The following is a 15,033-nucleotide window of genomic DNA, read 5'->3' as shown; positions in this document are numbered from 1 at the left end:
AGGCTACTCTTCCGGCGTGGGGGCTTCGTCCGTCCGGTCGGTGTAGAGAATTCCGTCGAGATGGTCTGTTTCGTGCTGGAAGATTACGGCCGTGAATCCGTCGATCGTCTCCGTTTTTTCGGCGAACCGCTCGTCGGGGTAGCGCAATACGATCCGCTGCGCCCGCACCACCGTGCCCGCTAATCCCGGAATCGAGAGACATCCTTCCCGTCCCGGGGCGGTTTCGGCCGACGATTCGACGATCTCCGGGTTCAGGTAGAATTCGAACGGCTCTCCGGGCTTGTCGAAACGCTGCACGGCGATCATCCGCCGGAGAATCCCCACCTGCGGGGCGGCGATGCCTACGCCCGTGTTCTGCGGGTCCTGCACCGTCGCGAGCATCCTGCGGCGCAGGACGGCGTAGTCGTCTGTCCGCAGCATCCGCCCGGTCACCGGAGCGGCCTTTTGACGCAGGACGAGCGAGTCGGCCGGGTTTCCGACGGTCAGTATGCGCATGATTTCTCCCTTTCCGGCGTGAATGGTCTCCTCCTCTGCGGCGCTGAACCCTCCGGAGCATCCGGCGAACGCCAGCGTTGCGGCCGCGCAGGCCGCCAGTATCGTTTTCTTTTCCATGATAGCCGCTGTTTCTGTGAATATGCCTTTTCCCGGTAATTCGCCCGGGTTTTTCCGGATAACGAAAAAACGGAGATCGTTTAGACCTCCGTTTCCTTCCGTAGCGGGTCCGAGACTTGAACTCGGGACCTCATGATTATGAATCATGCGCTCTAACCAGCTGAGCTAACCCGCCATTGCTGAAAGCGAGTGCAAAGGTAATAGAAATTTTCAATCGTGCAAAATCTTTCGGCAAAAAAACGCCGTAAAATTTATGATTCCGGGTTGTGGCATTGATTTTGAGCGCGCTACGGAAAAACCGCAATCTATGTCTCTTACCCAATCGGCGCGTGCCGGAATCCGTGATGCGCTCGGTGTTGTCAAACTCATCGCCGGACTGGTGCTCCTCGTGGCCCTCTCGTGGGAGATCATCGCCGGCGACCATGTCCACATGTCCCGCACCTATCTTGCGATCCAGTTCGTCGTCTGCCTCGTTTTCCTGTGCGATTTCTTCGTCCGCTGGGCCGCTGCCGAACGTCCGGGCCGTTTTTTCTGGCGCAACCTGCCGTTCCTGCTGCTTTCCGTTCCCTACCTGAACATCCTGGTGTGGAGCGGCGTCGGCATGACCCACGACTGGGGCGTGCTCGTCGGGCTTATCCCGCTGCTCCGGGCCTTCCTGGCCATGGTGATCATCGTGCGGTGGCTGGTCTCCGAAAACAGGATGCGGAGGCTCTTTTTCGCCTATATCTTCACCGTCGTCGTCTTTACCTATATCTCCGGGCTGGTGTTCTACGACTACGAGGTGCTCGTCAATCCCAAGCTCCACGGCTTCGGCAATGCGCTCTGGTGGGCGTGGATGAACGTCACGACCGTCGGTGCGGAGATTTTCCCCGTCACGGCCGTCGGCAAGGTCTTCTGCGTGCTGCTTCCGTCGTTGGGCATGATGTTCTTTCCGATCTTCACGACCTATGTCCTGCAGGAGTACACCCATAAGAAGGGGGAGTAGCCTTCTGTAAACCTCCCGGCCGTTGTTACGGCCGGGAGGTTAAAATTGCCGGAACAGCGTTATTTTACGCTTTTCGGCACACGCGGCTCCGTCAGGACCGGGCGGCGATCCCGTTCAACCCGATCAGCTGCACACGCTGTTCCAGGTCGCCGACGTCGGGCCGCGAGTGCCGCTGGGTGAACGAGCGGTAGTTGTAGACGGTGCGGATCGAACAGTGCAGCAGCGCGGCGATGGTCGCCGTGTCGGTGATGCCCAGGCGGATCAGCGCGTAGATGCGCAGCACGGTGGTCAGCTCGCCGTCGTGACGCCCCTCGGTGCGGGCCTCGTCGGCAAGCAGGCCGTTCATCTCGTCGATGAACGAGGGAAAAAGCCCGAGGAAGGTCTTGTCGAAAAGCGCATAGAACTCCTTCAGCTCGTCGTTGCGGATGTTGCTGCGGGCGCATTCGCGGCGAAGTTCGGCGATCCGGTCGTCGCGCAGCATCTTGTTGACATACTGATACGTACCCGAGAGTTTGTTGATATATTCCGAAATCGTCTGGAGAAAGCCCCCGATATAGACCTCCTTGATCCGGTTGGCATCGGCGATCCGGAGGTTCTGCGCGCTCAGGCGGTCGTTCGTCTCGCGCAGGATCCGGGCCAGGCCGTTGAGTTTGTCGTTCGACTCGCGGAGGGTTTGCTGCACGGCGCAGAGCTTCCGGTTGCGGGACAGCACGTAAAGCCCCGCGGCGACGGCCGAGACGAAAAAGAGCAGGATGACGACAATCAGCACGATGTACATCGTGTGCAGGCGGGCGTTGCGCTCGCTGTAAGCCGCCTCGATCTGCGGCAGGATGGCCATGTCGCGCCACGAGCGGCTCGGGGAGTTGAAGAAACGCGTGTCGCGGATCGCCACGCGGATATAATCCATCGCCCGATCGACGTCGCCCCGGTTGAAAAGCTCCTCGGAGACGGCGCACAGCGACCCGTGGTCACGCACGGCGGACTGGATGTCGGCCATGGCCGAACGTATGAACCAGGCGAGTTCCTCGTCGGGACGCCCCGCCTTCCCCTCGAGCTGCGCCTTGTGGTTGGCGGCCTTGGCGTAGGAGTGGGAATCGGAAGGGACCGAGACCAGCAGGCTGTCGCAGAGGGTCGAAGCCTCGGACCAGTCCTTGCGGACGATGGCATCCATATACCCGTAGTACAGGCTCGTGAAGGTGTCCTCGCTGATTTCCGCCGCGCTGACCGCATAATAGTGCTCGCGCCGGCGGAAAAGGTCGCGGCGTTCGCCCGGCTCGGTCAGGGCGTAGAGTTCGCGGTTCATGCGATGCCGGGCGACATAATAGGATTGCAGCGCCCGGCGGCTGACGTGCACCGTGTCGCGGATGCCGCTCAAGATCTCCTCGGCCTCGTAGAAACGTCCGCCCAGGCTGTAACAGAGCGCAATCCCGGAGCGGGCACGCATGATCAGGTCGTTGTCGCCGGTCTCCTCGGCCAGCGCAAGAGTTCGCCGGAGGTAGAGAAGCGCGAAGTCGCTCTGGTAGGAGTTGTAATTTTCGGCGAGCCGCTCGGTCAGGTCGAAACGCTCGCGCAGCGAAAGCCCGTCGCGGGTCAGAGCGCGCTTGAGCGAATCAATGCGGGATTCGCGCCGCGCCGTGTACTCGCCGCTGCGGGCGATCACGCGATCGAGACTGCGGAACAGCTCCTGCAGGTCGGTCTTTTCACCCGGGGAAGCCGGAGCCGCGGACAGCGCGGAGAACAACGCTGCGGCAAGAAGGAGGATTTTCATTTCAGGTTTCGGTTTAATGCAAACATAGCGTTTTAATAACACAAAAGCAAATCAGAAGAAAGGGCCTGTGTATTACAAATGTATTAAAAAGTAAAATATCAAAGTTTCAGCATTTACATAACGCACGGGGGTGCAAAAATCGAACATGCTGACAATAAACAAGATAAGATTTACATTCATTTACATTTTCGCGCAAGGCCCTTTCCGCATATTTATTAAGGGCTATCTTTGTAATGAAAATATTTTCAATATTCACCCGAAATTTAGCTAAAATTTTCCAAACTTTTTCAGACCAATTAACCTAAATGCTATGAGAACAACTCTATCTCTGAAAATCCCGAAGAGGAGCGTCACCCCGCTGATCGCGGTACTGCTGCTGACCGGCACGGTATCTCTGGGCACAGCCTGCGACGACGACAAGGACTACTCCCGCAGGGAACACATCGAGTGGTCGAACTCGCCCGAGTTCGAAGAAGCGCTGACGGGAACCCTGCACATCCCCGTCAGAGCGTCGAAAGAGCAGGACGCCACTCCGTTCAAAAGATCCATCTATATCAGAAGCAATGTGGCTTATCAGGTCGGATTCGAAGGCGAAAAGGAAGAGTCCGGAGAACTGCCGGCCGAGGAGTGGCTCAACGTCGACGAAATCAAACGCGGCGTCAGGCCCGGAATCGACGAACTGGTCCTGCTGATCACCCCGCACACGGAGTCCTACGTAGAACGGAAAGGGTGCATCTCGCTGCACACCGACGTCGAATTCCTCAATGAATTCATCGCCGTGGTGCAGGGATTCCCGAAATACACCAAAGATTACGAGGGCAACTTCGACTGGCTGAAGTACGGTTCGGCGGAACCCCTGGAGACCCGGGGCGAAACGCCGATCGACAGCTGGACCGCCGACCAGAAGAAAATGGGGCTGGAATCGACGCCCGCACAGGAGGGAGGCACGGCCTACTGCTACGGCAAAAACGGCTACGTCAAGCTCGGCGACGACGCCGGACACGGAGCCAACCTGCTGACCCCGTACGATCCGGGCATCCGGAACGACACGGCCGCCATGGTCCGTTTCAACGCCATCGCCTATGCGACGGCCGACGGCACGAAAGACAACGACGAACTGACCGTGCGGATCACGGGAGGCGGGCAGTTCGCCGACGGAACCACCGAGAAAACCGTCCGTGTGGGACACCTCGATCCCACGGCCGCGGAGCTTCCGACGGCCATGTGGAAAAACTCCCAGCAGGAGTTCATCATCTTCTCCCACCCCAAAAATCCCTTTACGAGCAACACGCGCATGGAACTGATGGCCGGCAAATACGAGATGGAGAGCGGCAACACACGCATCTTCATCGACAACCTCTACGTGCTGCGCCTGAAATGGTACGATTTCGAAGACCTGTTCGGCAAACTCCCCTGGGAACAGAATGCCCCGCGACACTAAAAACCCAAACTACGACATACGATGAAAAAATTCTACACCAAGCGCTTCAGCCTGATCTGCGCCTTCGCCGCCTCAGCCCTATTGCTCGGGGGGGGGTGCAGCGAGGATGAAACGGAGCCGGCTATCGGCTCGAAAGGCGTCAGCAGCGAAGTCTTCGTCTCCAGCGACGCAGGCTCCCGCACCATCAAGGTAGAGACCTCCGGACCGTGGCAGGCGCGGCTCACGCCCGAGACCAGACTCTGGGTCTCGGTCGACGGCGCCGACAGCGGCGAAACGGGCGGCTCGCTCAACCTCAATTACCGGACCAACAACTCGCTTCCCCGCAAGGGAACCATCCTCGTCTCATCGGCCCGCCAGCAGGTCGTCGACACGATTTACCTGATGCAGTACGGCACGACGCCGCTCCTGGAGTTCAAGTACATCGGAAAACAATATTCATCCGTAGAAACGATCGACTCTGTCGCAATAGACACCAACATTCCGCTGTCCAAAAAAATCTACTGGACGGTCGTTTACGACGAGAATTCCGCTGCCGAGCCGTGGGCCGACAGCGTCAGCTACGCCCAGGATTTCAAATATTTCCGGTTCCGGATCGCCGACAACAAGAAATTCGAGCCTCGCACGGCGCGGTTCCGGCTCCGGTTTCAGGACGACTGGGGCGAAGATCACACAACCTATTTCACAGCCTATCAGGGTATCCCGGGCGGTACGGCGGAGACCCGCGAGATGACCTTCGAGGAGCTGCGCGGGCTGATCGCGGAGGCGGAAGGCGAGATCACCCTCGATCAGGACATCGCCGTAAGCGGCACGGTCATCAGCGACTGGGCCTCGCCCAACATGGCCGGAAGCCCCATGCCCAAGGCCGCGGAGAAACCCGATCTGGGCATCAACGACTGCACGGCCTACATGCAGAACGCCGACGCCTCGCTGGGTCTCGCCCTCGTCACGACCGACGCCCAGCAGAACAACCTGCAACGATATGACAAACTCAAACTCTGGTGCAAGGGCCTCACGCTGACCAAGCGGAGCAACCCCGAGCGCTACACGCTCAGCGGCGTGACGCAGGACCACATCGTCACCAAAGAGGCCGGGACGGCCGAAGAACTGCCCGCGAAGCGACGCTTCATCGACCAGCTGACCGACGCCGACATCTACACCCAGGTGACGCTCAAACGCTGCCAGATGGCCGTGCGCACCGGACGTTTCATCCCCGTGCACATCAACTACACCAACAGTTTCAACAACTACTACCCCGCGGCCGTACTCGACCGTCACGGCGACATGATCTACCTGATGACCAACCACGGCTGCGACTGGCGTTTCAAGGAGATGCCCGACGGCGAGGGAACGATCACAGGCATCATCGTACACGAGCCTTACACCTTCTTCGAGCGGGGCGGCGACATCGGCCGTTACCAGATCCGCAACGTGACGCGCGAGGACATCGCGCTGGACGAATCGGCCGACAACGTCTTCTCGGCCGTGGCCGTGGAGTGGAGTCCCAACGGCAGCAAGGACCCCCGCGCCTACGCATTCCCGCAGTATCCGCATCCGGCAACCGACAGCGGTCAGGCGCATTGCGTGGCCGCAACGACGGGTTCGGGACTCTCGTTTATGAGCACCTACGCCTGGCTGGCCGTCGGCAGCGCCTACCGGGCCGCCGAAAACGGGCTGACCATCAACAACGCCTCGTGGGGCCACAAACAGCTGTGGGACACGGCGAAGAACACGGGAAACTCCCTGATCTTCGAGTTCTCGACGCAGGGCGTCAGCTCCACGCAATGCTCCTTCGTCTTCACCTGCCGCTACCACTCGGCACAGGGCGGACTGCGCTACTGGACGGCGGAATATTCGCTCGACGGCGACAACTGGAAGAAGCTCACCGATTTCACGGTTCCCGACAACGGCAACTGGGGCAACATGCAGCTCGAGCAGCTTTCGGGCGACAAGAACGTGTGGATGCAGGTTCCCACCGAGATTCTGGGACAGAGCGTGGCATGGATCCGCCTGCGCCCCGTGCAGAACAAGATCGGCACGGCGACGACCTACGACACCGCGACCATCGCATCCAACGGACAGGTAGCCAACGCATTCACCGTCTCCTACGCAGCCCTGCGTTACAACAAATAAACCAGCGAACGACATGAAAACATACGACACGATACAGATGCTGCGCCGGCTGGCTTTCGGGGCGACGCTGCTCACGGCCACGGCCCTGCTGCCCGCCTGCGACGACGATCCCGCCGCACCGGACGAGGAACTGACGACCGATCCGGGAACGAGCGTCCAGCCCGAAACCCTGCGTTTCATCAGTTACAATATTCTCGAGGGCATGAAGCTCGACAAAGCCCAGAACTTCGACAACTTCGTCGACTGGGTGAAGGAGAAGGACCCCGACTTCATGGCCCTCTGCGAGTGCAACGCATTCACCGAGGAGTCGCTCACGGCCCTTGCCGGCCGCTACGGGCACCCCTACGCCATACTCTGCAAGGAGAGCGGATTTCCGGTGGGGCTGACGTCGAAATACCCCATCGAACTGCGCAACCGCCTGCTCGAAGACGTTCCCCTCTGGCACGGAGCCATCCACACCCGCATCAAGGACATCAACGTCGTGGTGCTGCACCTCTATCCCTTCGGAACCTATCCCAACGGGCAGGGCGCAGCCGGGACGGGCAACACCTACCGCGACCGGGAGATCAACTGCATCCTCGACAGCACCATCCGCCGCTATCCGGTGGAACCGCTGTGGCTGATGGCGGGCGACTTCAACTCCTATTCGCCCAAGGATGCCGACGCGATGCCCGCGAACACCTATTTCGAGACGCATTCGATCGTACTCAAGAGCGGCTACTGCGACGCCCTGCGCGACCGCCACAGCCAGTTCTTCCACACCGTTCCCACCCCCTACAACGGCGAATCGACGGCGGATCAACGGCGGATCGACTTCATCTACGCCTCGCAGGCCGTGATGCGTGAAATAACCGACTCGCGCATCATCTACGACGAATTTACCGCCACGCATTCGGACCACTACCCGGTGATGATCGAATTCCGCCACTACCCCTCCGGGAAGCAAGCATCAGGAGTTGCACTTAAATAAAAATTCGCATGAAACAATATATCATATTACTGATCCTGCTGGTTTCGGGAGTGCTGACGGCAGCGCCTGCCTTCGCGCAGAAAAGCGGAACCAAACATACCGTAACGGGCAAGGTTACGGACCAGAGCGGCGAGCCGCTGATCGGCGCGACCGTACTGGTGACGGGCACGACGAACGGCGCCAGCACCAACGCCACGGGCGATTATTCGATCCAGGTTCCCGAAGGCGCTTCGCTGACCTTCCAGTACATCGGCTATGAAGCCAAAACCGAAAAGGTCGGCGCGCGCACGAAGGTCGACGTGAAACTCGAACAGAGCAAGCAGACCATCGACGAAGTGGTCGTGATCGGCTACGGCACGGTGAAGAAAACCGACCTGACGGGTTCGGTGGCCAACGTCAAGATGAGCGACATCAAGGACGTGCCGGTGGTTTCGGTCGACCAGGCCCTCCAGGGCCGCATCGCCGGCGCCGACATCATGGCCACGACCGGAGAGCCGGGCGCCACGACCTCGATCCGTATCCGCGGCACACGCTCGATCTCGGCATCGAACGAACCGCTGATCATCGTCGACGGCGTCATCGACGGCATTCACGACCTGAACGACATCAACTCCGCGGACATCGAGTCGATCTCGGTGCTGAAGGACGCCTCGTCGACGGCCATCTACGGCGCGCGCGGCTCGAACGGCGTGATCGTGATCACGACCAAGAAGGGCCGCGGCATGGACGGACGACCCAACATCACCTTCAAGACCGACCTGGGATTTTCGCAGCTCCCGCGTCAGCTCGACATCATGGACGCCACGGAGTTCGCCCGCTACCGCAACGACTACGCCTATTTCTTCTCAAGCGCCGACGGCAACGATAAAATCGAACCCGACTCGCCGATGTCGAAATACCCCTTCCCCAACCCCGAGGCCAAAGGCGTCGGCACGAACTGGATCGACACCATCACGCGCACGGCGCTCTATCAGAATTACGACCTTTCGATTTCGGGAGCCTCCGCGAAAAGCTCCTACTACGCCTCGGCCGGATTCAACGAAACGCAGGGAATCATCGACAACAGCGGGCTGAAACGTTACTCGGCGCGCCTGAAGGTCGACCACGAGTTCGCCAAATGGCTCAAGGCCGGACTGAACCTGAGCTACACCTACCGCGATCAGGACGAAAACCTGGCCACCATCGGCGGAACCAACTGGTGGAACGCCGCCGTGTTCCTCAGCCCGTTCCTCTCCCCCACATCCGACATGAACGACCTGTGGTACTCGGGACAGAAATTCAACAACCCGCGCATCATGCTCGACCACTGCCTCAAGAACGCCCGGCGCATTTCGCTCAACAACAGCGCATTCGTCGAGGTGACCCCCGTCAAGGGGCTGAAGCTGCGCAGCCAGTTCACCTACTACTCCTACCAGCGCCACGGACGCTACTACGAGCCGGGATACCTGCCTGCCAAGAAGGAGAACGAAGGCGGTTACGCCAAACGTGATGAATACGACGACACGAGTTTCTCAAGCGAAAATACGGTCTACTACGAATTGCGCCCCAAGAGCGGCCACAATTTCGACGTGCTGGGCGGATACACCGCGCAGATCAAGTACGACAACAACCTGAGCATCACCGGGCGCGGCTACACGCTCGACGAACTCACCTGGAACAACATGGCCGCGGTTCCCGACAAGCAGAACACCTCGATCAGCACCAACCGCACGGACTGGACCAAGATGTCGGTGTTCGGACGTCTGAACTACAACTACAAGGAGCGTTACTACGTTACGTTCACGGCCCGTTACGACGGCGCCTCGAACTTCGCCGCCAACAAGAAATGGGGATTCTTCCCCTCGGCGGCCCTCCGCTGGAACATCGCCAACGAGAAGTTCCTGCAAAAAGCCAAGTGGATCGACGAACTGGCCCTGCGCGCCAGCCTCGGACGCACCGGCAACGACGCCATCTCGGCCTACCGTTCGCTGGCGGCCGTCAGCAACTCGACGAGCGGCTACCTGATGGGAGGCACGCAGCAGCTGGCGGTCTACCCGTCGCGTCTGGCATCACCCGACCTGACGTGGGAAACCTCCGACCAGTATACCCTCGGAGCCGACATCTCGCTGTTCGACGGACGGCTCAACGTCACGGCCGACGCCTATCTGATCAAGACCCGCGACCTGCTGCTGACCGTACAGGTAGCCTCGCAGACGGGTTACACCAACTACTTCGCCAACGCCGGACGCACCACCAACAAGGGGTAGGAACTCACCGTCGAAAGCCGCAACATCGTCCGTCCGAAATTCCAGTGGTCAACGACCCTCACCCTGTCGCGCAACAGGCAGATGGTGGACGACATCGCCTCGGAAGACTTCGTGACAGCCTACTCGTCGCCGTCGTCGTCGGGAACCACCTACATGATGTACGGCTACAAGAAGGGCTACACGCTCAACGCCCTCTGGGGATTCCGCTACGGCGGCGTATGGCACAACCAGGAAGAGGTCGAGCGCAACAAGATCACCAAGGCCTACGCCTCGGCCAGCGGCAACACCTTCAAGCCCGGATACGCCCGCTATCAGGACATCAACCACGACGGAGCGCTGAACAGCGACGACCTGGTCTACCTCGGATCGGCCGATCCGGATCTCTACGGCGGTATCCAGAACACGTTCAACATCCATAACTTCACATTCAGCTTCTTCTTCAACTACTCGATCGGCGGCAAGATCTACAACGTCGCCGAACTCTGGATGGGCAACGGTTCGCCCTATACCAACCAATACAAGTACATGCAGAACTCCTGGCATCCGGTCCGCAACCCGAATTCGAACCTGCCGATGGCCGGCAGCTACGACGCCCTGCCCAGCGACCGGCTGGTGCACGACGCAAGCTACCTGCGGCTGAAGAACATCTCCGCGAGCTACACGTTCGACATGCGCAAGGTCACCAAAAACCGCCTGCGCGACATCCGCGTAAGCGTCAGCGGCGAGAACCTCTACCTGTGGAAGAAATACAACGGATTCGACCCGGACGTTTCGACATCGAGTTCCAACTCGGCCCTGCGGCGCGTCGACATCGGCGCTTACCCCAAGCCCCGGACCATTATTTTCAGCCTCCAGATCAGATACTAACAGCCAAGACCATGAAATCATACAGTTTCCTGAAAAAATACCTGCTGGCAGCCACGGCAACCGCCGCCCTGCTATTCAGCGCGTGCGACCTGGACGAACACCCCACGTCGTTCGTAGGCCCCAAGGAGTACTACAAGACCCGGGCGCAATGCCTGGCGGGCCTGAACGCCTGCTACATACCGATCAACAGCATCTACGACTACTGTTTCCTGATTATGACCGAAGGCGTCACCGACCTGATGTACATCGCTTCGGGGACCAAGGACGCCCAGCTCGACATATCCCCCGCGAAGCCGCTCAACGGCCAGAAGATATGGACCCAGTGCTACAAGGGCGTCATGTACTGCAACTCGACCATCGCCGCCATCGAACGTTCGCCCCTGAACGACATCAAGGAGTCTTCGGAAGCCGACAAGCTGCCGCTGCTGGCCGAAGGCGTGGTCATCCGCTCGTTCTACTACTGGCTGCTGACCTGCATCTTCGGCGACGTGCCCTTCTACACCAAGGAGGTCGCCGACCAACAGGTGATGCAGGAGATCGCCCACATGGGCCGCATGTCGGCAAAGGAGACCCGCGACTACCTGATCGACGAATTGCAGCGTTACGTGCCCTCGATGGACCAGGTGCGTTCGTCGGAGGTCGCGGACAACCGCATGGGCGCCGCGATGGGCTGGATGATGATTGCCAAGCTCGCGCAGTGGAACCACCGCTGGGACGACGCCCTCGAGGCGCTCGGCGAACTGGAGAAAATCTACGGCGACCTGCAACAGTATCCGCTCGAAGACATCATGTTCCGCAACAAGAACACCCCGGAGTCGATCTTCGAGGTGCAGCGCACCTACACGCCCGGCGGACTGTCCGTCACGACCAACGTGGCAGCCATCACCACTCCGTACCACAACGGCAAGGGCATCTACGACGGCGTGGAGATTCCCGAAATGGGCACGGGCATGACCACCTGGACCTCCATGCGCCCCAACAGCTATTTCTGCGACGGTCTCCAGACCAAAAAAAGCAACGACAAGCGCAAAACGCTGAACATGGCGTGGGAATACGACGGCAAGCCCTTCTCGGGCGTGGGAACCCGTCCGTGGCTCGGCCCGAAATTCTGGTGCCCGGGGATGCAGAACACCGCCGACTTCTCCAACCAGAAGGTATTCCGCTATGCCGACGCCATCCTGATGATGGCGGAGTGCTACGCCGAGACGGAGGACTCCGACGAGGCCGTCCGCTACCTGAACATGGTCCGGGAACGCGCCGGAACCACCGCCTACGTCTTCAAGAACAAAGATGCGCTTCTGGAGGAGATCCAGAAGGAGCGCGGACGCGAACTGCTGGGTGAATTCCAGCGCAAGTTCGACCTGGTACGCTGGGGAATCTGGTATCGGATGACCTACGAATACACCAACTACCCGACGCTCAAGGACAACATGCTCCCCTGCCACGAATACTACCCGATCCCCGACAAGGAGGTCGTCTATTCGGGCGGCGCGCTCGACAACAAGGCCTATAACGAATACGGCATGTAAGGCCGACGGAACGAACAAAAAAACACAACGATGAAAAATAACCTTACAGACAGCATCTACAAAGCGTGGCGCACGGGCATCCTGCCCCTCGTCACGGCGCTGCTCCTGCTGACCGGATGCGAAATGGATTCGGACATGGACCTGCCGCTGAATGTGGATTCCAACAAATACACGCTGACTTCGGACGCCGGCTCCACCCAGGTGCGGATCTATTCCACCGGCGAATGGTCGGTCCGTCTGTCGGAAGACGTGGAATGGGCCTCCATCAACCGCCTGAACGGCTCGGGGAACACCCCCGTACTGTTCAAATACGGCGCCAACTACGGCGTGCCGCGCGCCGTGGACATCATCTTCACCCGCGGCGGACTCGAACAGGCGGTACGCATGACGCAGGAGGGCGAAGACCCCATCCTGTCGTTGGAGGAGAGCCGCATCGAGATTTTCAGCAACCCCTGGGACCTCCGCATCGGGCTTGACAACAACCTCCGGGAGGATTACAAACAGATCCGGGACACCATCGTCTATTCGGTGATTCCCGACGAGGACGACGACGAAACGCCCGAGCCGGACGAGGAGTGGATCGAAAACCTGACCGTCGGAACCGACGCCGTCACGTTCAGCACCCTGAAGAACAACTCGCCGCGCAAACGGCAGGCCGCGATCACGCTGACCTATATCGACGCCAAGGAGAAGAAACACGCCGTCACGCTGACCGTCACGCAGGCGACCGAAGAGGCCTGCATGACCTTCACGCCCGACCGCGCCAAGACCACGCGCAAGGCCACGACCATCAAGGCCGAGCTGAAGCACAACCTGGGCAGCCTGCTCGGCAAGGTGGTCTGCACACCGGCCTACGAAGGCGCGTCGGCCGACTGGATCGAGAACATCACGCTCGAAGACAAAGTGCTGTCGTTCGACGTGAAGGAGAACGACTCGGAAGGCCCGCGCAGCGCGTCGATCGCCTTCTCGCTGCCGGGAACGGCCGGAGAGCTTACGCCCGCGGCGCCGTTCGTCGTCGAACAGACCTACGAAGCCGACTACCGCACGCTGATCAAGGGCGAGAGCGGACAGGTCGTGATCAACAATCCCGAAGCCAGCTTCGAGGGCATCGTGATCAGCGACAAGGACAACGCCAACGTGGAGACGACGCCCAACACGGAACGCAACGCCACCGACTACACGGTGAACGCCAAGACGGCCTATGTGCAGATGCTCGACGGCAGCTACGGATACCGCCTGCAATTCGACGCGGCGGACGACAACACGCTGAAACGCTACTCGCAGGTGAAAATCTCGCTCAACGGCGTGACCCTCACCAAGGAGGCCGATCCCGAACGCTACACGCTCAGCGGACTGACGGCGGCCAACATCGTCAGCCAGACGCCCGGAACGGCCAGCGACCTCATCCGCAAGGAGAAGTCGATCGGCCAGCTCACCGACGAGGACATTTACACCTACGTCTCGCTCCGGGAGGTGGAATTCGCCCTGCCCGACGGCAGCTACACCAACGTCAACGAAGGCTATTTCGGAACGGCCAACCACACCAGCTGCGTACCCCGAACGCTCTGTGACAAGGACGGCGGCGCGATCTCGATGCTGGTCAACAACAAGACTCCCTGGCGGCGCGACGGCAGCGGCATGCCCAAAGGCAAGGGCACGTTGAGCGGCGTCATCGTCCACGACCTCCAGCCCCGCTACGGCTACACCAACGAGGGGTACATCGGCCGTTACTCGGTCCGCGTGCTCGAAAAGGAGGAGATCGACCTCGCCGCTTCGGAGTCGAGCTCCAACCGCCAGACGCTCGTGGAGTGGAACTGGAACAACGCCGAGGTCAGGACCAACGCCGACGGAACGATCGCCCCGGATAGGGGCAACGGCTCGCTCTGGTGCACCGACCCCGCAGCCAAATACCTCCTGGACAACGAGTACAACGGACTCACGACCAGCGCCGGACTGAACGGCAAGAACGCCCTGAAATTCGAGAACACCTACTGGTGGGACTTCGCCGAAAACACGGGCTACGCCGTGGCGCTGAAATTCTCGACCGAGGGCGCCGGCGCGAACCTCTCGCTCAACTTCACCAACTCGCAGGGCAACGCCGGCGGCACGAGCATCTACGGCCCCGTCTACTGGCAGGTGGAGTACTCGACCGACGGGGTGAACTTCACCGTGCTGCCCGAATCGGGCTTCTGCTGCCGGCCGTTCGTCTATTGGCAGGGAGCAGGCGGCAAAGACCTCTCCTACTGCGCCGTCCCGGGCTACGCCGACCGCGTGTTCATCCTGCCGGACGCCCTGCGCAACCGCCCGGAGGTCACGCTGCTGATCAAGGCCCGGAGCACGCAGTGCATCGCCTCGAACACCGCCACGGTGGACCAGGGAGACACGGGCACGATCACATCCGACATGGCGGCCAACAAGCGTTCGCCGATGCGTTTCGGAACCATAGCCGTAAAGAGTAACAAATAAACCGCTCAGGCGGGGAGGG

The 15,033-nt window shown here is 60.2% G+C and carries 10 protein-coding genes and 1 tRNA gene; 8 read left to right on the top strand and 3 right to left on the bottom strand.

Annotated features, from left to right (window positions below; genetic code table 11):
• Positions 1-3 precede the first annotated feature (3 nt).
• Positions 4-612: a peptide deformylase gene (gene def, locus NQ492_RS14585; RefSeq protein ID WP_015546013.1), complete on the bottom strand. Its 609-nt coding sequence runs from the start codon at positions 610-612 to the stop codon at positions 4-6.
• Between the two features lie 101 nt (positions 613-713).
• Positions 714-787: transfer RNA gene (locus tag NQ492_RS14580), tRNA-Met, on the bottom strand.
• Between the two features lie 132 nt (positions 788-919).
• Here NQ492_RS14580 and NQ492_RS14575 point away from each other — a divergent pair.
• The gene (locus NQ492_RS14575; protein ID WP_015546012.1) at positions 920-1,597 is read left to right on the top strand and encodes a potassium channel family protein; all 678 of its coding nucleotides are present in this window, start codon (positions 920-922) and stop codon (positions 1,595-1,597) included.
• A gap of 91 nt (positions 1,598-1,688) precedes the next feature.
• Here the strand turns inward: NQ492_RS14575 and NQ492_RS14570 are convergent, their stop codons facing one another.
• A complete protein-coding gene (locus NQ492_RS14570; protein WP_015546011.1) occupies positions 1,689-3,365 on the bottom strand; it encodes a DUF6377 domain-containing protein in 1,677 nt (558 codons plus the stop codon).
• A 310-nt stretch (positions 3,366-3,675) separates the two neighbouring features.
• Between NQ492_RS14570 and NQ492_RS14565 the strand changes: the two genes are divergently transcribed.
• From NQ492_RS14565 to NQ492_RS14540, 7 genes are all read left to right on the top strand, one after another.
• Positions 3,676-4,806, top strand: a complete 1,131-nt coding sequence (locus NQ492_RS14565; protein WP_015546010.1) for a hypothetical protein — start codon at positions 3,676-3,678, stop codon at positions 4,804-4,806.
• Positions 4,807-4,827: 21 nt separating this feature from the next.
• The gene (locus NQ492_RS14560; protein WP_015546009.1) at positions 4,828-6,936 is read left to right on the top strand and encodes a DUF5689 domain-containing protein; all 2,109 of its coding nucleotides are present in this window, start codon (positions 4,828-4,830) and stop codon (positions 6,934-6,936) included.
• Between the two features lie 13 nt (positions 6,937-6,949).
• Complete coding sequence (locus NQ492_RS14555; RefSeq protein ID WP_015546008.1) at positions 6,950-7,906, top strand: endonuclease/exonuclease/phosphatase family protein; 957 nt, start codon at positions 6,950-6,952, stop codon at positions 7,904-7,906.
• Positions 7,907-7,914: 8 nt separating this feature from the next.
• Positions 7,915-10,152, top strand: coding sequence for a SusC/RagA family TonB-linked outer membrane protein (locus NQ492_RS14550; RefSeq protein ID WP_015546007.1), 2,238 nt, complete (start codon positions 7,915-7,917; stop codon positions 10,150-10,152).
• A gap of 81 nt (positions 10,153-10,233) precedes the next feature.
• Positions 10,234-11,019 (top strand): SusC/RagA family TonB-linked outer membrane protein, encoded by a 786-nt coding sequence (locus NQ492_RS16230; protein WP_015546006.1) that lies wholly within the window; start codon positions 10,234-10,236, stop codon positions 11,017-11,019.
• Between the two features lie 11 nt (positions 11,020-11,030).
• The gene (locus NQ492_RS14545) at positions 11,031-12,548 is read left to right on the top strand and encodes a RagB/SusD family nutrient uptake outer membrane protein (protein ID WP_015546005.1); all 1,518 of its coding nucleotides are present in this window, start codon (positions 11,031-11,033) and stop codon (positions 12,546-12,548) included.
• A 30-nt stretch (positions 12,549-12,578) separates the two neighbouring features.
• Positions 12,579-15,014 carry a BACON domain-containing protein gene (locus NQ492_RS14540; protein WP_259872984.1) on the top strand — a complete coding sequence of 812 codons (2,436 nt, stop codon included), beginning with the start codon at positions 12,579-12,581 and terminating at the stop codon, positions 15,012-15,014.
• The last annotated feature ends 19 nt before the right edge of the window (positions 15,015-15,033 follow it).

Origin of the sequence: Alistipes shahii WAL 8301, assembly GCF_025145845.1 — a bacterium.
GTDB classification, from domain to species: Bacteria; Bacteroidota; Bacteroidia; order Bacteroidales; family Rikenellaceae; genus Alistipes; species Alistipes shahii.
Note: the sequence above shows the minus strand (reverse complement) of the source record. Positions and strands in the feature narration are given on the sequence as shown.

Excerpts from the sequence above, each read along its gene's own strand:
- def (WP_015546013.1), bottom strand. The coding sequence starts at position 612 with ATGGAAAAGAAAACGATACTGGCGGCCTGCGCGGCCGCAACGCTGGCG.
- NQ492_RS14575 (WP_015546012.1), top strand. The coding sequence starts at position 920 with ATGTCTCTTACCCAATCGGCGCGTGCCGGAATCCGTGATGCGCTCGGT.
- NQ492_RS14570 (WP_015546011.1), bottom strand. The coding sequence starts at position 3,365 with ATGAAAATCCTCCTTCTTGCCGCAGCGTTGTTCTCCGCGCTGTCCGCG.
- NQ492_RS14565 (WP_015546010.1), top strand. The coding sequence starts at position 3,676 with ATGAGAACAACTCTATCTCTGAAAATCCCGAAGAGGAGCGTCACCCCG.
- NQ492_RS14560 (WP_015546009.1), top strand. The coding sequence starts at position 4,828 with ATGAAAAAATTCTACACCAAGCGCTTCAGCCTGATCTGCGCCTTCGCC.
- NQ492_RS14555 (WP_015546008.1), top strand. The coding sequence starts at position 6,950 with ATGAAAACATACGACACGATACAGATGCTGCGCCGGCTGGCTTTCGGG.
- NQ492_RS14550 (WP_015546007.1), top strand. The coding sequence starts at position 7,915 with ATGAAACAATATATCATATTACTGATCCTGCTGGTTTCGGGAGTGCTG.
- NQ492_RS16230 (WP_015546006.1), top strand. The coding sequence starts at position 10,234 with ATGGTGGACGACATCGCCTCGGAAGACTTCGTGACAGCCTACTCGTCG.
- NQ492_RS14545 (WP_015546005.1), top strand. The coding sequence starts at position 11,031 with ATGAAATCATACAGTTTCCTGAAAAAATACCTGCTGGCAGCCACGGCA.
- NQ492_RS14540 (WP_259872984.1), top strand. The coding sequence starts at position 12,579 with ATGAAAAATAACCTTACAGACAGCATCTACAAAGCGTGGCGCACGGGC.